Annotated in this window: 21 protein-coding genes; 8 read left to right on the forward strand and 13 right to left on the reverse strand. The window is 60.3% G+C overall.

The features are described 5' to 3' along the window. Window positions 1-217: 217 nt before the first annotated feature. Together V7Q10_RS11380 and V7Q10_RS11385 are read right to left on the reverse strand one after the other, a co-directional pair. Window positions 218-1,096, reverse strand: coding sequence for a DMT family transporter (locus V7Q10_RS11380; RefSeq protein WP_333869221.1), 879 nt, complete (start codon window positions 1,094-1,096; stop codon window positions 218-220). Further along, window positions 1,093-2,280 carry an MFS transporter gene (locus tag V7Q10_RS11385; protein WP_442885862.1) on the reverse strand — a complete coding sequence of 396 codons (1,188 nt, stop codon included), beginning with the start codon at window positions 2,278-2,280 and terminating at the stop codon, window positions 1,093-1,095. Before V7Q10_RS11385 ends, V7Q10_RS11380 begins: the two co-directional genes overlap by 4 nt. A gap of 213 nt (window positions 2,281-2,493) precedes the next feature. Between V7Q10_RS11385 and V7Q10_RS11390 the strand changes: the two genes are divergently transcribed. After that, window positions 2,494-3,078 (forward strand): nitroreductase family protein, encoded by a 585-nt coding sequence (locus tag V7Q10_RS11390; protein WP_333869223.1) that lies wholly within the window; start codon window positions 2,494-2,496, stop codon window positions 3,076-3,078. A 27-nt stretch (window positions 3,079-3,105) separates the two neighbouring features. On the opposite strand, the gene V7Q10_RS11395 is transcribed toward V7Q10_RS11390, so the two are convergent. Both V7Q10_RS11395 and guaA read right to left on the reverse strand, forming a co-directional pair. Next, the gene (locus tag V7Q10_RS11395; protein ID WP_333869224.1) at window positions 3,106-3,384 is read right to left on the reverse strand and encodes a putative quinol monooxygenase; all 279 of its coding nucleotides are present in this window, start codon (window positions 3,382-3,384) and stop codon (window positions 3,106-3,108) included. Next, window positions 3,381-4,937: a glutamine-hydrolyzing GMP synthase gene (gene guaA / locus V7Q10_RS11400; protein WP_333869225.1), complete on the reverse strand. Its 1,557-nt coding sequence runs from the start codon at window positions 4,935-4,937 to the stop codon at window positions 3,381-3,383. Before guaA ends, V7Q10_RS11395 begins: the two co-directional genes overlap by 4 nt. A gap of 259 nt (window positions 4,938-5,196) precedes the next feature. Here guaA and V7Q10_RS11405 point away from each other — a divergent pair, with 259 nt between their 5' ends. Continuing rightward, window positions 5,197-6,738: a trimethylamine methyltransferase family protein gene (locus tag V7Q10_RS11405; protein WP_333869226.1), complete on the forward strand. Its 1,542-nt coding sequence runs from the start codon at window positions 5,197-5,199 to the stop codon at window positions 6,736-6,738. A gap of 60 nt (window positions 6,739-6,798) precedes the next feature. On the opposite strand, the gene V7Q10_RS11410 is transcribed toward V7Q10_RS11405, so the two are convergent. After that, window positions 6,799-7,086 (reverse strand): DUF6477 family protein, encoded by a 288-nt coding sequence (locus tag V7Q10_RS11410; RefSeq protein ID WP_333869227.1) that lies wholly within the window; start codon window positions 7,084-7,086, stop codon window positions 6,799-6,801. 204 nt (window positions 7,087-7,290) lie between these two features. Between V7Q10_RS11410 and V7Q10_RS11415 the strand changes: the two genes are divergently transcribed. Continuing rightward, complete coding sequence (locus V7Q10_RS11415; RefSeq protein WP_333869228.1) at window positions 7,291-8,388, forward strand: DUF6456 domain-containing protein; 1,098 nt, start codon at window positions 7,291-7,293, stop codon at window positions 8,386-8,388. Window positions 8,389-8,497: 109 nt separating this feature from the next. Beyond that, the gene (gene lipA / locus V7Q10_RS11420) at window positions 8,498-9,448 is read left to right on the forward strand and encodes a lipoyl synthase (RefSeq protein WP_333869229.1); all 951 of its coding nucleotides are present in this window, start codon (window positions 8,498-8,500) and stop codon (window positions 9,446-9,448) included. A gap of 31 nt (window positions 9,449-9,479) precedes the next feature. Here the strand turns inward: lipA and V7Q10_RS11425 are convergent, their stop codons facing one another. From V7Q10_RS11425 to hpt, 4 genes are all read right to left on the reverse strand, one after another. Next, window positions 9,480-9,950, reverse strand: coding sequence for a c-type cytochrome (locus V7Q10_RS11425; RefSeq protein ID WP_333869230.1), 471 nt, complete (start codon window positions 9,948-9,950; stop codon window positions 9,480-9,482). A gap of 184 nt (window positions 9,951-10,134) precedes the next feature. After that, entirely contained in the window at window positions 10,135-11,028 is an 894-nt protein-coding gene (locus V7Q10_RS11430; RefSeq protein ID WP_333869231.1) for a c-type cytochrome, read from the reverse strand. 87 nt (window positions 11,029-11,115) lie between these two features. Further along, complete coding sequence (locus V7Q10_RS11435; protein WP_333869232.1) at window positions 11,116-11,268, reverse strand: hypothetical protein; 153 nt, start codon at window positions 11,266-11,268, stop codon at window positions 11,116-11,118. 20 nt (window positions 11,269-11,288) lie between these two features. After that, window positions 11,289-11,828, reverse strand: a complete 540-nt coding sequence (gene hpt, locus V7Q10_RS11440; protein ID WP_333869233.1) for a hypoxanthine phosphoribosyltransferase — start codon at window positions 11,826-11,828, stop codon at window positions 11,289-11,291. 68 nt (window positions 11,829-11,896) lie between these two features. Here hpt and V7Q10_RS11445 point away from each other — a divergent pair, with 68 nt between their 5' ends. After that, window positions 11,897-12,343, forward strand: a complete 447-nt coding sequence (locus tag V7Q10_RS11445) for a type II toxin-antitoxin system RatA family toxin (protein WP_333869234.1) — start codon at window positions 11,897-11,899, stop codon at window positions 12,341-12,343. Here V7Q10_RS11445 and V7Q10_RS11450 read toward each other — a convergent pair. From V7Q10_RS11450 to ispD, 4 genes are read right to left on the reverse strand one after another with little or no spacing between them, the layout of a single operon-like run. Further along, window positions 12,340-12,813 (reverse strand): CinA family protein, encoded by a 474-nt coding sequence (locus V7Q10_RS11450; protein WP_442885863.1) that lies wholly within the window; start codon window positions 12,811-12,813, stop codon window positions 12,340-12,342. The two genes, V7Q10_RS11445 and V7Q10_RS11450, sit on opposite strands and share 4 nt — an antisense overlap. Continuing rightward, window positions 12,810-13,307: a phosphatidylglycerophosphatase A family protein gene (locus V7Q10_RS11455; RefSeq protein ID WP_333869235.1), complete on the reverse strand. Its 498-nt coding sequence runs from the start codon at window positions 13,305-13,307 to the stop codon at window positions 12,810-12,812. The genes V7Q10_RS11450 and V7Q10_RS11455 overlap by 4 nt, the downstream gene beginning before the upstream one ends. Continuing rightward, a complete protein-coding gene (gene ispF, locus V7Q10_RS11460) occupies window positions 13,304-13,783 on the reverse strand; it encodes a 2-C-methyl-D-erythritol 2,4-cyclodiphosphate synthase (protein ID WP_333869236.1) in 480 nt (159 codons plus the stop codon). Before ispF ends, V7Q10_RS11455 begins: the two co-directional genes overlap by 4 nt. Further along, entirely contained in the window at window positions 13,784-14,428 is a 645-nt protein-coding gene (ispD, locus tag V7Q10_RS11465) for a 2-C-methyl-D-erythritol 4-phosphate cytidylyltransferase (protein ID WP_333869237.1), read from the reverse strand. Window positions 14,429-14,601: 173 nt separating this feature from the next. Between ispD and dusB the strand changes: the two genes are divergently transcribed. The 3 genes from dusB to V7Q10_RS11480 are packed head-to-tail and all read left to right on the forward strand — an operon-like array spanning window position 14,602 to window position 18,046. Next, window positions 14,602-15,594, forward strand: a complete 993-nt coding sequence (dusB, locus tag V7Q10_RS11470; protein WP_333869238.1) for a tRNA dihydrouridine synthase DusB — start codon at window positions 14,602-14,604, stop codon at window positions 15,592-15,594. Further along, window positions 15,591-16,676: a two-component system sensor histidine kinase NtrB gene (locus V7Q10_RS11475; RefSeq protein ID WP_333869239.1), complete on the forward strand. Its 1,086-nt coding sequence runs from the start codon at window positions 15,591-15,593 to the stop codon at window positions 16,674-16,676. The genes dusB and V7Q10_RS11475 overlap by 4 nt, the downstream gene beginning before the upstream one ends. Then, window positions 16,676-18,046 (forward strand): response regulator, encoded by a 1,371-nt coding sequence (locus V7Q10_RS11480; protein WP_333869240.1) that lies wholly within the window; start codon window positions 16,676-16,678, stop codon window positions 18,044-18,046. The genes V7Q10_RS11475 and V7Q10_RS11480 overlap by 1 nt, the downstream gene beginning before the upstream one ends. Window positions 18,047-18,131 lie beyond the last annotated feature (85 nt).

The following is an 18,131-nucleotide window of genomic DNA, read 5'->3' on the forward strand; positions in this document are numbered from 1 at the left end:
GATTGACCGGACCGGTCAATCCCACCCGCCTGCGCAAGCGATGTCGACAGTGCCAACGCGCCAAGCGCGGTCGTGATGTGTTTCATGGTCTACTCCCCGTAACCAGATCAGCATCTATGCGCGTTTCATTCTGACGCGAAACGTCTCGCAATTGTGCCATACCACAGGCTAATAAAGCGTGAACAAACGGTCAATCAGTAACGCAACGTAACAAACGCTAAGGGCTTGCTTTTGGGCTTGGTTTTCCCAGTTCGGCGCGCAGGCTGACCCAGATTCCCAGAAAAATCACCAGCCCGCCGCCCAAAACATAAGGATCAAGCGGCTCACCATAGGCAAGCGCGCCCACACCGGCGATCAGTGGTAGGCGCAAAAAGTCGATCGGCATGACATAAGAGGCCGCAGCAAGGCTAAGGGCCGAAGTCAGCGAGTAATGCGCAATGACGCCACAAACCCCGATCAGCACCAGCAAGGGCAGGGTCTGAGCAGTTGGCCAAGTCAGCGTGCCCTTCAGGCCAATCGCGATCAGGCCAAAGCAGAACTGCATCAACGTCAACCAAAACATGATGGTGACAATGGATTGCCCGCGCGTCAGTCGCTTGGTGGCGATGCTGGTGGCGGCAAAACACACCGCCGCGGCCGCGGCCGCCAACACCCCGATGTTCATATGGGCAATATCGGGGCGGGTGACGATCAAAATCCCCAAAAACCCAAGCGCCGCCGCAATCAGTCGCGGCGCCGTCAGCCTTTCGCCAAGCAGCAAAGGCGAGAGCAAAATCACCCAGATGGGCGAGGTGAACTCGATGGCAAAAAGCTGCGCCAGCGGGATCAGTGTCAGAGCAAAGAACCACAGGTTTTGGCCAGCGAAATGCATTAGATTGCGCAGCAAATGCCCGCTCAAACGCTCGGCCTTGATCTCTTGCATCTGGCCGGTGGCCCGCGCAAAGGCCAGCACCAATGCAATGCCGATGGCAGAGCGCAGGGTCATGATCTCGAAGCTGTCATGCACAGAGCTGACCTCTTTGCCTGCCACGGCCATTGTAGAAAAGGCTCCAATAGAGCCAAGCATCCACAGCGCTGCGCGCAACGAGGCCTTCATGGTGTATCCTCGCCATCCAGACGGTCGGCACGGCGCAGGGCAGGGAACATCGCAGCCCAAGCCCCCGTGACGATCAGCGTGCCGATGCCGCCGAAAACCGCCGCCCCCACCGGCCCGATAAAGCGCGAGACAACGCCGCTTTCAAACTCGCCCAGCTCATTAGAGGCCGAGATGAACAGACCCGACACCGATGACACCCGCCCGCGCATATGGTCCGGCGTCACGATCTGCACCAAGGTTTGCCGGATATACATCGAAATCATATCCGCAGCCCCCAACACCGCAAGCGCTGCCACCGACAGCCACATGTTTTTGGAAAGCGCGAAAACCAAGGTCGCCACGCCAAAAGCTGCCACCGCCCAGAACATCCGTACTCCGGCCCTGCGTGTAAGCGGGCGGCGCGCCAGCGCAATCGCCATCAAAGACGCGCCAATCGCAGGGCCCGAGCGCAAGATCCCAAAGCCTTCGGGCCCGACTTTCAGAATGTCAGAGGCAAAGGCTGGCAAAAGCGCTGTGGCCCCGCCCAGCAGCACCGCAAACAGATCCAGCGAGATCGCGCCAAAAATGATCTTGTGGCGAAAGGTATAAACCAGCCCCTCTTTGACCTGCTGCCACTGGCTGCCCGGTTGCCGCGTTGGCGTCGTGCTTTTGCGCACCAGCGACACGATCGACAGCGTCACCAGATAAAGCGCCGCCGCCGTGCTATAGGCAAGCGTGGTCGAATAGGCGCAAAGCACCCCGCCCAACCACGGCCCTGCAATCACCGCCAACTGCCAGCTAAGCGATTTCAGTGAAATCGCCTGCGGCATGTCCGAGCGCGGCACCAGCATCGGTGTCAGCGCCGAAGCTGCCGGCGACATAAAGGCGCGCGCCACGCCAAAGACTGCGGCAATCGCAAAGATATGGTGCAGGCTTGGGCTTGCCTCGCGCGAAATCGCCACCAAGCCCAACACGCCGCAAAACTTCAGCGCAATCGCGCTCATCACAATGGCGCGGCGCGAATGCCGATCCGCCAGCGATCCGGCCCAAAGCGTCAGCACAAACAGCGGCAAAAATTGCGCCAGCCCCACCATGCCGACCATAAAGGCGCTTTGGTTGATATCCAGCGATTGGCGCGCAATGGTGTAGACCTGCCAACCGATGGTGACAGATTCAATCTGAACCGCCAGGCTTTCAAAGGTCATCCCGCCCCAATAAAGGCCGAAGTCTCGGTGGCGCAGCAGAAAGGGGCGTGGTTTTGTGATCATGCACACAGGCTTATCGTGCGGCAATCTGCTTTGCCAGTGCGGGAATGTATCGGTGACAATGTGCATCTGTGCAGAGACTCTCTGCGCAGGTGGCGTTTGCAGGCGGGGCGTGATGCGCTAGGTATCGTGCGTAGCGTAAAAGGATTAATCATGAGCCAGTCTACCCGTCAAACCGACCACGCCATTCACGACCAATTCACCGAACGTTGGTCGCCGCGCTCCTTTGCGGACACCGTTCTGACGCAAGAGGCGCTGATGCCACTGTTCGAGGCCGCGCGTTGGGCGCCTTCGGCCAGCAACAACCAGCCTTGGCGCTTTGCCTACGGGCTGCGCGGCGATGCGGGTTTTGCCAAGATTGCATCGGCTTTGGTGCCGTTTAACCGCGCTTGGGCGGAAAAAGCCGGCGCTTTGGTGGCGATTGCTTCGGCCAGCAGGCTGGAGCGTGACGGGGTGACCTCGGCGAACCCTTGGCACGCCTTTGATACCGGCACCGCTTGGGGGTCTTTTGCGCTGCAAGCGCATCATGCCGGGCTGATTGCCCATGCGATGGGCGGCTTTGATGCCGCCGTTCTGGCTGAAGCGCTAAAGCTGCCCGAAGGCTATGTGCTGCATGCGGTTGTGGCTGTCGGCCATCAGGGTGATGCCGCCGATCTGCCCGAAATGCTGCAAGCCCGCGAAGCGCCAAGCCCGCGTCGACCGATTTCAGAAACCGTGGGCCACGGGGCGTTTTTGTAAACAAAAGGGGCGCTTAGGCGCCCCTTTTTAATCTGCGATTTCTTCAACCCGAAAGGCGCGGGGGATATCTTTGCTTTGCGCAAACCACTCTGACGCGCGGGTGCGGATCTGATGCGCATCAAAATCCGCGCGGGTTTTAAAGGTCTCGCGCACCTCCCAAACCATCGGATCTTCGGTCTGAACCACTTCGAAAGACAAACAGCCCGGCTCTTGCTGGGTCAGGCGAATATGCTCGCCCACATGCGCCTGCACAATCGCCAGTTCTTCGGCGCTTGCGCAAAGCAGATGTCCCGTCAGCCGGATCATTCCAACTCGATCGTGCCAGGCGGTTTCGAGGTGACGTCATAAAACACCCGATTGATGCCTTTGACCTCATTGATGATCCGCGTCATCGTCTCGCCCAAGAAATCATGGGTGAAAGGATAGGTGTCTGCGGTCATGCCATCGACCGAAGTCACCGCCCGCAGCGCCAAAGCGTAATCATAGGTGCGCCCGTCGCCCATCACACCTACGGTTTTCATCGGCAAGATCGCGGCAAAGGCCTGCCAAATCTCGTCATAAAGCCCATGTTTGCGGATTTGGTCGATATAAACCGCATCAGCTTTGCGCAGGATATCCAGCTTTTCGGGTGTGATCTCGCCGGGGCAGCGGATCGCAAGGCCGGGGCCGGGGAAGGGGTGGCGGCCGATAAAGCTTGCGGGCAGGCCAAGCTCGCGGCCCAAAGCGCGCACCTCGTCCTTGAACAGCTCGCGCAGCGGCTCGACCAGCTTAAGCCCCATCTTTTCAGGCAGGCCACCGACATTGTGATGCGATTTGATCGTGACCGAAGGGCCACCCGAAAAGCTTACACTTTCAATCACATCGGGATAAAGCGTGCCCTGGGCCAGAAACTCTGCCCCCTCGATGCCATTGGCGTATTTCTGGAACACATCGATGAACAAACCGCCGATGATCTTGCGCTTGGTTTCGGGGTCAGAAACCCCGTTCAAGCGGCCCAAGAACAGCTCGGATTCGTCGGCATGGATCAGGTTTAGGCTGTAATTGTCGCGAAACATCGCCACAACCTGTTCCGCTTCGCCCAAACGCAGCAAACCGTGATCGACAAAGACGCAGGTCAGCTGATCGCCAATCGCCTCATGGATCAAAATCGCGGTGACCGAGCTGTCAACGCCGCCCGAGAGCGCGCAGATCACCTTTTTGTCGCCAACCTGGCTGCGGATCGCGGCAATCGCTTGCTCGCGGTAGGCGTCCATCGTCCAATCGCCCGAAAACCCCGCCAAGCGGACAAAGTTTTCATAAAGCTTGGCGCCTTTGGGGGTGTGATGCACTTCGGGATGGAATTGCACCGCATAAAAGTTGCGCGAGACATCCGCCGTCACCGCAAAAGGCGCGTTGGGCGAGGTGCCATAAACCGTAAAGCCCGGCGCAATCCGCGAGACATGGTCGCCGTGGCTCATCCAGACCTGTTCTTTGCCATCGGCAAACCAGCCGTCCAAGATCGACAGGCTGTCTGCGGTCGGGGTCAGGAAGGCGCGGCCAAATTCTGCGGTGCCATGGCCGCTTTCGACCAGCCCGCCCAGCTGCTGCATCATGGTCTGCTGACCATAGCAGATCCCCAGCACCGGCACGCCCAGCGACCAAAGCGCCTCGGGTGCGCGCGGCGATCCCGCGCGGGTCACCGAATCTGGCCCCCCCGAAAGGATCACTGCCTTGGGCGCAAAGCCTTTCAGGAAGCTGTCATCGACCTTATTATAGGGATGAATTTCGCAATAAACATTCAGCTCGCGCAGGCGACGCGCGATAAGCTGCGTAACCTGAGAACCAAAGTCGATGATAAGGAGGCGATCATGCTGTGTCATGGCCTCGCGTAGCCAATGGCGTGCAGAATCGCAAGATCAATTGCCGCGGAATTGGCTGATAGGCCGCAGAAAATCGCGGGCGGCGTGTTGGGCGCGCGCGAAATCCCCGCTCGCAGCCCTTGCCGCGCGCCGCTGTCGGAAATGGCGAGGCTCTATGTCGGTTTTGGTGCGCAAATGGCGGTTTCGGGGTGCAAGGCCCGCAGGTTATTGGGCATAAGAGCCCAGAAATTGCCGCATAGCGGAAACGATGGAGACGATGATGAGCGAGATGGTAGAACGCAGGGCGCGCGGTGGCGGTGGGTCTGCACGGCGTGCCGAGCGCACGGCAGTGTCGTTTGAGACCGCAAAATTCATCCAGCGCAATATCCCGAACTTCGAGATTTTGAACGAAGAAGCGCTGCAGATCATCGAATACAACGCCGAAACGGTGTTGGAAGAGATCGGCGTCAACTTCGTTGAAAACGAAGCGGCCTTGCAGCGCTGGCGCGAAGCGGGCGCTGATGTGCGCGGCGAGCGCGTGCATATTCCGCGCGGTCTTGCGCGCAAGCTTTGCTCGACCGCGCCGAAAACCTATACCCAATACGCCCGCAACCCTGCGCGCAACGTCGAGGTGGGGGGGCGCGGCTTGGTGCTTGCGCCGGTCTACGGCCCTCCTTTTGTGCGCGATATGGAAGGCGGGCGGCGCTATGCCACCATCGCCGATTTCGAGAAATTCGTGAAGCTTGGCTATATGTCGAAATGGCTGCACCATTCGGGCGGCACGGTGTGCGAACCCACCGATGTGCCGGTGAACAAGCGTCACCTTGATATGTTGCGCGCGCATATGGTGCTGTCGGACAAGCCCTATATGGGGTCGGTGACTGAACCAAGCCGGGCGGCAGATTCGATCGAGATGTCAAAGCTGCTGTTTGGCGCGGATTTCGTTGACCAAAACACCGTGATGACCAGCCTTGTGAACATCAACTCGCCGATGACCTTTGACGGCATCATGATGGGCGCGCTGGAAACCTATGCGTCCAACAACCAAGCCTCGATCGTCTCGCCCTTTATCGTTGGCGGCGCTATGGCGCCGGTGACGGTGGCAGGCACGCTGACGCAAGTTTTGGCCGAGATTTTGGCCGGCGTTTCCTACAGCCAATTGGTCCGCCCCGGCTCGCCGGTGATTGCAGGGGCTTTTGTGACCTCGATCGACATGAACTCGGGCGCGCCGACCTTTGGCACGCCAGAGGCCGCGCATATCACCTACGGCACCGGGCAATTGGTGCGGCGTCTGGGGCTGCCTTACCGTTCAGGCGGATCGTTCTGCGGATCGAAACTGCCCGACGCACAGGCCGCCTACGAGACCGCAAACAGCCTGAACATGGCTTTGCTGGCGGGCGTTAACTTTATGCTGCACGCTTGCGGTTGGTTGGAAGGCGGTCTGGTGTCGTCGTTTGAGAAATTCGTGATGGACGCCGACCAGCTTGGCACCCTGCACCACCTTGCGCAGGGCATCATGATGGACACCAACGGCCAAGCCATGGATGCGATCCGCGAAGTTGGCCCCGGCGGCCACTTCTTGGGCTGCGAACACACCCAAGCCAACTTTAAAACCGCGTTCTGGCGCTCGGATCTGTTTGATTTCAAACCTTTTGAGACCTGGGCCGAAGAGGGTGCGCGCGACACGCAAACCCTGGCAGCCGAGCGGGTGAAAAAGATGCTGGGCGATTATGTTGCCCCGCCAATTGACGAAGGCGTGCGCGAAAGCATCGATGAATATGTCGCCAAGAAAAAGGCCTCGATGCCCGACGCCTTTATGTAAGGCTTTGTTAGCGAAGACAGTGACTAAAAAAGGCCCGCAGATCTCTGCGGGCCTTTTGCATTAGACCACGCCTTGTGGTCGAGGCAGCAGCCGCACTTCGGCCATGAGCGCAATCAGCACCTCGATATGGCGGGCGACGCAATAGCCGACCTCACCCGCCCGCCGGATCGCTTCCAGCCGTGCCTCCTCTTCTAACAGATGCGGCACCGCGACTTCGGGGCTGGGGTTGGTGCGCAGCAGCCGTTTCAGATCGCGGTCGCGGCGGTAATCAACCAACCCACAGCTGGCCGCACGGATCAGCAGACGGGGGCGGCGCAGATTGGCAAGCAGGGTGCGAAAATCGGTCATCTCAATGCTCCTTAAAACAAGAGCAAAGCCTAACACGCTGCAACCTGCCGTTGCGCCGCTTGCAGTTTCGCCGCGCGGCGCCTTCCGATATTCTTTAAGATTTATAAACAATTATCGCTAAATGCTGCAATATTAACCAATAGGTAAGAAATGCCGCTCCCCGTTTTGAACGATTGCAGAGAGGCAAAGCGCCCAAAGCCCGCCGTGCAAGATTTAAACTGGCACGGCACGCTTTCGGCGGTGCAAAAGCTGCCCGATTGGCTGCCAGAGGGGGTGCGGCTTTATTTGAACCACACCGAAGACGGCCTGTCCTACCGCGCCCTTGCGCGCCGCGAGGGCCGCCATGCCTCGACCGTGATGCGCACGGTGCGCCGCTACGAAACCCGCCGCGATGACCCTTTGCTTGATGGCGCCCTTACGGCGCTTGCGACCCCGATTTCCCCAGAATTTTTTTCGCCGCAAAAGGATGATTTTCCCATGTCCGCAGCTTCCCTTATCGCAGATCAAGAAACCATTAATACCGAGGGCAAACGCATTTTGCGCCGCCTCGTTGAAACCGGAGCGGTGCTGGCCTTTGCGCCAGATATGGAAAAAGCGGTGGTGATGCGCGAATTTCCCGATGGGCGCAGCTTGCGCACCGCCGTGGTCGATCGCACCCTTGCACAGGCCTTTGCGCTTAAGGATTGGATTGTTTGTAAAAAAGCCGGACGGGTGGCAAGCTACGAGATCAGCGCCACCGGCAAGGCGGCATTGGTCACCATGCTCGAGCAAGACGCGGGCAAGGGCGGTTTTGCCGAGGCGCAGGCCTGTTTTGACGCGGCAGGCGACACCGACAGCGACAGCGGCTTGCGGCGCATGCGCTACAATCTGGCCGAGACGCCGGTTTCGGTGTTGGGGCGGCGCAGAGACAAGGACGGGAAGCTGTTTCTTGCCCCCGAACTGGTTTCGGCGGCTGAGCGGCTGCGTGAGGATTTCGAGCTTGCCCAGATGGGCCCGCGGGTGACACAAAACTGGGAAAGGTTCCTGACCGGTGGCGATCGGGCCAGCTTTCGCAGCGATAGCACTTTGCCCGAGGGACCGCGCGCCGCCCGCGAGCGGGTTGCCGCAGCGCTGCGCGAGCTTGGCCCGGGTCTTGGCGATGTGGCCCTGCGGGTTTGCTGTTTTTTGGAGGGCATCGAGACCGCAGAGCAACGCCTTGGCTGGGCTGCGCGCTCGGGAAAAGTGGTGTTGCGCATCGCCTTGCAGCGCCTGCATCGGCATTTCGAGGCCACATATGGCCGCTCGGGCCCGCTGATTGGCTAGGCGCGCGCCAGCCATGAGCAGAGCGCATAGCTGCAAGTGGCGAAGGACGTTGCCAAGACGCGCTATGAGGCCTATTTAGAAAAGGACGCTTTATCAGGGGGAAACACCGTTGCGCGACCTTAAATTGCCCGAACAACGCCATCCCGAAAAGGCGCATAAGCCCGATAACGCCCAGCCGAAAAAGCCCGATTGGATCCGCGTCAAAGCTCCCACCTCGGAAGGCTATAAAAAAACCCGCGACATCCTGCGCGAGAAAAAGCTGGTGACAGTCTGCGAAGAGGCGGGCTGCCCGAATGTCGGCGAATGCTGGTCGCAGGGCCATGCCACCATGATGATCATGGGCGAGATCTGCACCCGCGGCTGCTCGTTTTGCAATATCGCCACCGGCAAACCCAATGCGCTGGACAGCTTCGAGCCGGGCCGGGTGGCGCATGCGGTGGCCGAACTGGGGCTGAAACATGTGGTGATCACCAGTGTCGACCGCGATGATCTGGAAGACGGCGGTGCCGAGCATTTTGCCCAGACCATCCGCGCCATTCGCCACCGCGCACCGGGCACCACGATTGAGATTTTGACGCCGGACTTTCTGAAATGCCCGCCCGAAGCGCTTGCCAAGGTGGTGGCCGCCAAGCCCGATGTGTTCAACCACAACCTGGAAACCGTGCCGGGGCTTTACCCAACTGTGCGGCCCGGCGCGCGCTATTTCCACAGCTTGCGGCTGTTGCAGCAGGTCAAGGAACTGGATCCGACGATTTTCACCAAATCCGGCATCATGGTGGGCTTGGGCGAAGATCGCCAAGGCGTGCATCAGGTGATGGACGATATGCGCGCGGCGGATGTCGATTTTCTGACCATCGGCCAATATCTGCAACCGACCCCGAAACACCACCGCGTTGACCGCTTTGTGACGCCCGAGGAATTCAAAAGCTATGAGACCACGGCTTTTGGCAAGGGGTTCTTGATGGTTTCGGCCACACCGCTGACGCGGTCAAGCTACCACGCGGGCGACGACTTTGCCCAATTGCGCGCGGCACGGCTGGAAAAGCTGGCTCGCGGCTAAGGCGGGGGGCCAAAAAGGCCCCCCCTTCAGATCAGCTTTCTGGCTGACGATAAGATTTGTGGCAGGCCGAACAGGCGCCGCCCAATTGTGCCATCGAGCCTTTGATCGCATTTGCATCCGTTGCAGCTGCCATTTTCATCATGCCCGCTGCATTGTTCAGATCGGTGATCTTGGACAGGAAATCGTCTTGCTTGGTCCATATGTCGGCCAAAGCATAGCTGTCCGCCGCAGCACCAGTCTCAGAACCCGCAGGAAATTGCGCCATGCTCAGAACCGAGGCAATCGCCGCGATGTTGGAGGCAGCCTGCGTGGCCGCTGCCTGATCATAGGCCGCCGTGCCCTTGGCCATGCCGCCCAAAGTGCCCAGATCAGAGGCCATTTGCAGCATCAAGCCATGGCGTGTTTCCACTACATCCGCAAAGGGATCGGCGGCGTCTTGGGCAAAACTGGCAAAGGCAGAAATCGAGGCAAGGAGTGTAAATGCAACAAGCTTGGTCTTCATCATAATCTCCGAAAGAGGCGCTAAAACAGGCGCTTGGGTAAAGAGGGAGGAGGGCAGAAAGATCGCCCCCCAAGCCATAGCCGCAACGCAGCAAACAGCAATGCAGCCGGCCTATGCTTGGGGTTATAGAGGCGGAAACTGCGGCAAAGGTTTATGCCTCTGCGCGCAGATCCGCCGCTGGGGCTTAGTTTTGTTGCGGGGCGACCAGTTTCAGATAGGCCGCAACCGCGCGCCGATCGCTTTCGGGCAGCCGTGCCATGTTTTCAACCACATGCACCATATGGCCGCCGACCGAATCATATTCGGGTGTAAAGCCCGAGGTCAGGTATTCGACGATCTCATCCTCGCTCCAACTCAGCTTGGCGGGGGTGATATTGGGCACACGGCCCTTGCCATCGGGGTTGGGCGCGCCTGCAAGCCATTGGTCGCGCTTGATGCCGCCCAAAGCGTTGCGCGGGCTGTGGCATTCGCCGCAATGGGCCAAAGCCTCGGCGATATAGCGGCCACGGCTTTGCTCGGGCGTCAGATCGCCCTGAACCACCCAATCGTTTTTGACAAACATCCGCTTCCACACCCCAAGGCTGCGGCGGATGTTAAAGGGAAAGCCGACCTGATGCGGCTGGCTTGGGGTGGCAGAGGCGGGCAGGGTCTGGATAAAGGCCCAAAGGTTGGCGACATCCTGCGGTGCCATCTTGTTATAGGCGGCATAGGGCAGGGCAGGGTAAAGATGCTCGCCGTTGCGCCCGACTCCTTGGGTCACGGCCATGGCAAATTCGGGCAGGCTCCAGCCACCGATGCCCTGTACTGGGTCAGGCGAGATATTGGGCGCGATAAAGGTGCCAAAGGCCGAAGGAAAGGCTTGGCCCCCCTGCAAGACCAATTGCGCGTCTTTCTCGGCATCAGGGGCGGCGTGACAAGAGGCACAACCCGCCGCCCAAAACACAGGCTCGCCCGCCTTGGCGTCGCCGGTCAGCCCATCATAGACCGCCATCGAAGGCAGCGCGGGCGCCGAGATCACCCAAAACCCTGCCAAGCCAATCAGGCCAACGCCCGCCACTTTGGTTAGAAAACCCACCATAAAATTGCCTCTTGAATCTCTGCTGTGACCTTAGGCCGGGGTCTAGATCGCCAAGCTTACGCCGAACTGAAGAATCGGCCTAAAGCCTTAAAATTTTGGCTTAATATTTGAATTGACCGTCATCCATTCCGGCCAGCCTATCAGCTTTTCGACCCCAATGACGATAAGACAAAGCGCCACCACCACAAAGACCAAGCGCACCCGCTGCGGCGAGGGCGGATTGCGCGCCCACTTTGCCATGCGGATGATCCAATTCGGGTTCATTCGGTAAAGCGCACTTTGCCGATATAGGGCAGGTTGCGGTTGCGTTGGGCGTAATCAATGCCGTAGCCGACGACAAATTCGTCGGGGATGTCAAAGCCGGTCCATGTCGCCTTGATATCAACCTCGCGCCGGCTTGGTTTGTCGAGCAGCGCACAAACCTCTAAGCGGCGCGGCCCACGGCTTAGCAGCAGGTTCTTGACATGATGCAGGGTAAAGCCCGTGTCGACGATGTCTTCGACCACCAGCACATCACGGCCGGCAATCTCGCCGCGCAGGTCTTTCAGGATCCGCACTTCGCGGCTGGAATGCATCGCATCGCCGTAAGACGAGGCTTCCAGAAAATCCACCTCGACCGGCAGCGGAATTTCGCGCACCAGATCCGCGATAAACACGAAAGACCCGCGCAGCAGGCCCACCACCACCAGCTTGTCGCAGTCTTGGTAATAGGCGGTGATTTCAGCCGCCAGCGCCTCGACACGCGCGGCAATCGCCTTGGCGGAAATCATTTGATCGATAACGTAAGCAGGATGTGGCATGCGGCCCTCTTGATTTCTGCGAAGTTTCTACCCAAAACCAAAGCCTAAGTCACGGGAATAGGTGTAAAATGCCGCGTCATGCCGAAACCAAGGTGCTGCCCTATAGTGCTGCACAAATGTACGACCTTGTTGCTGACGTCGCCAGCTATCCCAAATTCCTGCCTTGGACCGCCGCCGCCCGCATCCGTTCGCGCACGCCCATCGAGGCGGGCGAGGTGATGGAGGCCGATCTTGTGATCAGCTTTAAGGTGTTTCGCGAAAGATTCGGCAGCCGTGTGACTTTGCTGCCCGGCAGCCAAACCATCCTGACCGAGTATATCGACGGCCCGTTTCGGCACCTGAAATCGGTCTGGCGGTTTCGCGATCTGGAAACCGGCGGCTGCGAGGTAAGTTTCGAGGTCGATTTCGAGTTCAAAAACGCCATTTTGGCGGGCATTATCGGGCTGGTGTTCAACGAGGCGATGAGCCGCGTGGTGCGCGCCTTTGAAGACCGCGCTTCAAAGCTTTACGCCTAAGCCAGCAGCGCTGCCTGCAACAGCGCCAAAGCATGATCGCGCGCGGCAAGCCGCACCCTGTCGCGGCCCAAAGCGCCGAATTCTACCGTTTGCACCTGCGTTGCAAACCCCCGATGCGCAAGGCCAAAGCACACCCGCCCCTCGGGTTTAAAGGCACTGCCCCCGGGCCCTGCAATGCCGGTAATCGACACCGCAAGCCCGACCTGCGCCCTTGCCCGCGCGCCATCGGCCATCTCGGCTGCAACCTGTTCCGAGACCGCGCCGAAGTCCTGCAAGGTTTGCGGCAAGACCCCCAACATCTCGATCTTGGCCTGATTGGAATAGGTGACAAAGCCGCGGTCAAACACATCTGACGCGCCTGCCACCTCGGTCAGGCTGGCCGCCACCATGCCGCCGGTGCAGCTTTCGGCGCAAGCAATGGTCAGCCCTGCGCTGCGGGCCAAATGCAACAGCTGGGCCAAGTCGATCATTGCAGCAAAGCCATTGGAATGTGATAGGCCGCCGCCGCAATCACCGTGGCAATGCCGGCAAACAGACCCGCCCAAAGATCATCCAGCATCACCCCATCAGCATCGTGGCGCCGATCGGCGCGGCCCACAAGCCAGGGCTTCCAGATGTCAAACAACCGGAAAAACGCAAAAGCCGCCAAGGGCGCTGGCCAAGGCAGAAACCCCTCATGCCCGCGCGCCCAAAAGGCCGCGGCAGAAAACAACAGCGCCAGCCATTGGCCTGCCACCTCGTCGATCACAAATTCCGATGGGTCATCGCCGGGCCTTTGCGCCAATTCGCGCCGCACCGCCCAAAACCCTGCAAGCGTCACCGCCAGCGTCGCCAAAACCAGCACTGGAAAGCCCAAATAGCGGTCAACCAACAGGCCCAGCAAAATCGCCGCCAAAGACCCCCAAGTGCCCGGCGCGGGCCGCATCAGCCCGACGCCAAAGAAAATCGCAATCAGCCGGCTCATGCGCGCACCAAAGCGGCGGTGGCAAGCGCTGCTATGCCTTCCTCGCGGCCGGTAAAGCCCAGCCGCTCGGATGTGGTGGCTTTGACAGAAATTCGGTCGACCTCAACGCCCATGATCTGCGCAAGCGCTGCCCGCATCGCAGCACTGTGCGGGCCGATTTTGGGGCGTTCACAGATCAAGGTCACATCACAATTGCTTAGGGTAAAGCCGCGCGCGGCCACCCGCTCCATCGCATGGCGCAAAAAGATATGGCTGGCAGCACCCTTCCACTGCGGATCAGAGGGCGGGAAATGCTGGCCAATATCGCCCTCGGCCAGCGCGCCATAGATCGCATCGGTCAGCGCATGCATGCCGACATCGGCATCCGAATGGCCCAACAGCCCGCGCGGATGCGGCAGCTGGACGCCGCAAAGCCAGACGCCATCGCCGTCGCAAAACGCATGCACATCAAAGCCATTGCCCAAGCGCAGATCCATTTAGCGTCCTTTCAGAAAAGCTTCGGCCCGCGCGAAATCGCCGGGAAATGTCAGTTTCAGGTTCTGCTCGCAGCCCTCGACGATCTTTACCGCGATGCCGGCTGCGCGCGCAACCTCGACGTCATCGGCGGCCTCGCCGTCAAAGCTGCGATGCGCGCTTAGGATCGCCTCAAAGTCAAAGCCCTGCGGCGTCTGCGCGCGGTAAAGCCCGCTGCGATCGCGCGTGCCGGTGACCATACCATCCGCCCCCGTCCAAAGCGCATCGGTGACCGCAAGCGCAGGCGCTGCCGCTTGGACATCGTTTAAGGCTGCCAAGACGCGGGCGATCAACGCGTGCGAGGCAAAGGGGCGCGCGCCGTCATGGATCAACACCTTGGTAATACCTTGGCCCGCCAGCGCCTCGAGCGCATTGCGCACCGAGGCCGCGCGCGACGCGCCGCCTTCGACCAGCTGCGCGCCACTCGCCAAAGCCTCGGCACGCGGGCGGTCGTCGGGATGGAGGGTCAGAACGGTGCGAAAGCCCGCAAATGCTGCCAAAGTATGCGCCAAGACCGGCACGCCCGCGATAAGCTGCCATTGCTTGGGCAGATCGCCGCCGGCGCGGGTGCCGCGTCCGGCTGCTGTGATGATTGCCGCTATGCTCATGCTGGCTCCTTTTCTCTTGTCTAAACTGCGGCAAGCCTCGTGACAATCTGGCCCGATAATCCAGCATCTTTGCCTAATTATTGTGCATTGCATAGAAATGTGGCAGATATTTCACCGCCACCTCTTGGAGCTTGCCCATAAGGCGCGCATGGTCGCGGACAGAAGGAGCCATGATGACCCTGATGCTTGGAAAAATCGCACTGACCCCACCGGTGATTCTGGCCCCCATGGCGGGAATCACCGATTTGCCGTTTCGGCAGATCGTGGCGCGGTTTGGCGCGGGGCTGGTGGTGTCGGAAATGGTCGCCTCAGAAGATATGATGCGGGCGCAACCGCTTGCGCGCGCGCGGGCCGAGTTGGGCATCGCCGAGGGCGCAACCTCGGTGCAATTGGCCGGGCGTGATCCGCATTGGATGGCCGAGGCCGCGCGCTATCTACAAGGGCAGGGCGCGCGCATCATCGACATCAATATGGGCTGCCCTGCCAAGCGGGTGACGGCTGCGGGCGGCAATGGTGCTTGTGGCTCGGCCTTGATGAAGGAACCCGATCTGGCGCTGCGTTTGATCGAGGCGGTGGCGGCGGCGGTAGAGGTGCCGGTGACGCTGAAAACCCGTCTGGGCTGGGATGACGAGAGCTTGAATGCGCCGCAGATAGCGGCGATGGCCGAAGGCGCTGGCGTGCAGATGATCACCATTCACGGCCGCACTCGCTGTCAGTTTTACAAAGGTTCGGCCAATTGGGCGGCGATTGCGGCGGTGAAGGCTGCGGTCTCGGTGCCGGTGATCGCGAATGGCGATATTGTTGATGCGGCCACGGCGGCGCAGGCCTTGGCGCAATCGGGGGCCGATGGGGTGATGCTGGGGCGCGGCGCGCAGGGCGCCCCTTGGCGGCTGGCGCAGATTGCCCATGCGCTGTTCGCAGCACCCGCGCCGGTTGTGCCAAGGGGGGCTGATCTGGCGGATCTGATTGTCGAACATTACCAGCTGATCTTGGGCTTTTATGGCCGTGATTTGGGCCTGCGCGTCGCGCGCAAACATCTGGGCTGGTATCTGGACGAGGCTGGCCTGACCGCACAGCGCGACCCGATCCTGACGTCGACCGACCCCGAGCAGGTGATCCGCCTGATCCGCGCAACCTTTGCCCAAGCCCAAGAGGTAGCCGCATGAGCCGACCCTCCGCCGATGCGATCTGGGCCTCGATTCCGCTGCCGGCCCTGCTGATTGATGCCGCAGGCCTGATCCAAGACGTCAACGTGCCGGCCGAGATTTTCCTGAACGCTTCGGCCAAAAGCCTGATCGGGCAGCCGCTTCTGGACCGCTTGTCGATCGACGCGCCGATGGAGGACGCTTTGGCGCGGGTGATCCAACACGACTCGCCCTTGTTCATCTCGGAGGCCGATCTGACCACGGGCGAACGCGCGCCGGTCCAATGCGCGCTGCAACTTGCCCCCGTGCAGGATCATCCCGGCTATATTCTGATGCTGATATCGCCGCGCGAAATTGCCGACCGGTTGGGCCGCGCGATGCATGTCACATCGGCTGCGAAATCGGCGATTGGCATGGCCGAGATGCTGGCACATGAAATCAAAAACCCGCTTGCCGGTATCTCGGGGGCGGCACAGCTGTTGGCGATGGGGCTTGCGGGCGAAGATCTGGAGCTGACCGATCTGATCGTCGAGGAAACCCATCGAATCGTCAAACTGCTGGAACAGGTCGAGCAATTTGGCAACCTGCGCCCACCTGCGCGCAAGGCGGTCAACCTGCATGATGCGCTGGACCGCGCCCGCCGCTCGGCGATGGTGGGGTATGGGGCGGCGATGCAGATTGCCGAAGATTACGACCCCTCGCTGCCGCCGACCTTTGCCGACCCCGATCAGCTGATGCAGGTGTTTTTGAACCTGCTGAAAAATGCCTCCGAGGCCGCGGGGCCAGGCGGCGGCCAGATCCGGCTGCGCACATTTTACGACCATTCTCTGCGGCGTTTGCGCAAAGATGGCACCGCCGCCACCCTGCCGCTGCAAGTTGAAATCATCGACAACGGCCCGGGCATTCCGCCCGACATCGCTGCCGATATCTTCGAGCCCTTCGTCTCGGGGCGTGAAAACGGCACCGGACTTGGCCTTGCGCTGGTGTCCAAGATTATCTCGGACCACGACGGCTGGATCTCGGTTGATTCCGTGCCCGGCCGCACCGTGTTTCGCATTTCCCTACCCCTTGCCCCACGCGGGCTATCCGAGGAGCAGCTGTAATGGACGGCACTATTCTTGTCGCCGACGACGATCGCACCATTCGCACGGTTTTGACCCAAGCGCTGACGCGCGCGGGCTGCAAGGTGCATGCGACCTCAAGCCTGATGACCTTGATGCGCTGGGTGGAAGAGGGCAAAGGCGATCTGGTGATCTCGGATGTGATCATGCCCGATGGCAATGGCTTGCAGATGCTGCCGCAAATCGCCAAGTTGCGCCCCGGTTTGCCGGTGATCGTGATTTCGGCGCAAAACACCATCATGACAGCTATTCAGGCTGCCGAGGCCGAGGCCTTTGACTATCTGCCAAAGCCCTTTGATCTGCCCGATCTGATGAAACGCTCGGCGCGGGCTTTGGATATCAAACGCCATGCCGCCAAGCCAGCTGCGATAACCCCGCGTCAGGGCGGCGAAGATCTGCCCTTGGTCGGGCGCACCCCCGCGATGCAAGCGCTTTACCGGCTGGTCGCCCGGGTGATGAACGCCGATCTGCCGGTGCTGATCGCCGGTGAAAGCGGCACCGGCAAATCGCTGATCGCGCGCGCGGTGCATGACTTTTCGGATCGGCGCGGCCAGCCCTTTGTCACAGCGCAGGCCTCTGATCTGGCCGGTGTCGACGGGATTTCGACGCTTTTGGCGCGGGCCAAGGGCGGCAGTCTGGTGTTTGACGAGGTTTCAGACTTTGACGAAGACGCCCAAGCCCGTCTGGTGCGGATGCTGGATGTGATGGGCGACCACGCGCCGCGGGTGATGTCGACCTCTCAGGTCGATCTGGCCGCCAAGATGGAGGCAGGGCGCTTTCGCAAGGATCTGTTCTACCGGCTGGGCGGGGTGACGCTTGCGGTGCCTGCCTTGCGCGAAAGGGTCGAAGACATTCCGCTTTTGGCCGAACATTTCCTGCTGCGTGGCGAGCGCGAGCAGGGCGTGCAGCGCCGCCTATCGCCCGAGGCCATGGCGATGGTGCGCGCCTATCCTTGGCCGGGAAATGTGCGCCAGTTGGAAAATATTCTGAAACGCCTTATCGTCACCGCCAGCGAAGCCGAGATCAGCAAGGCCGAGCTAGAGGTGGCGCTTGGTTCGGCACAAAGCCCGATTGCCACGCGTGGTGGTGCGATTGAAGGCGAAAAGCTCTCGGCTTCAGTTGCACGCCATTTGCAACGCTATTTCGATTTGCATGCGGGCCAACTGCCTCCTGCGGGGGTCTATGACCGGATTTTGCATGAAATCGAGGTGCCTTTGATCGAGATCGCTTTGGATGCCACCGGCGGTAATCAAGCAAAATGTGCTGATTTGCTTGGCATCAACCGCAATACCTTGCGTAAGAAGATCACAGACCTCGATATTCAGGTGACACGGCGTCGCAAACTGATGTAAAACCGCCACAACCGATGTGTCTTCTGCGTAACGCGCGCAAAAGCCGGGGGCAGAGCGCGGGGCAAGGGCCTTGGGCAAGAATGTG

The organism is Cypionkella sp. (genome assembly GCF_036782355.1).
Classification (GTDB): domain Bacteria; phylum Pseudomonadota; class Alphaproteobacteria; order Rhodobacterales; family Rhodobacteraceae; genus Cypionkella.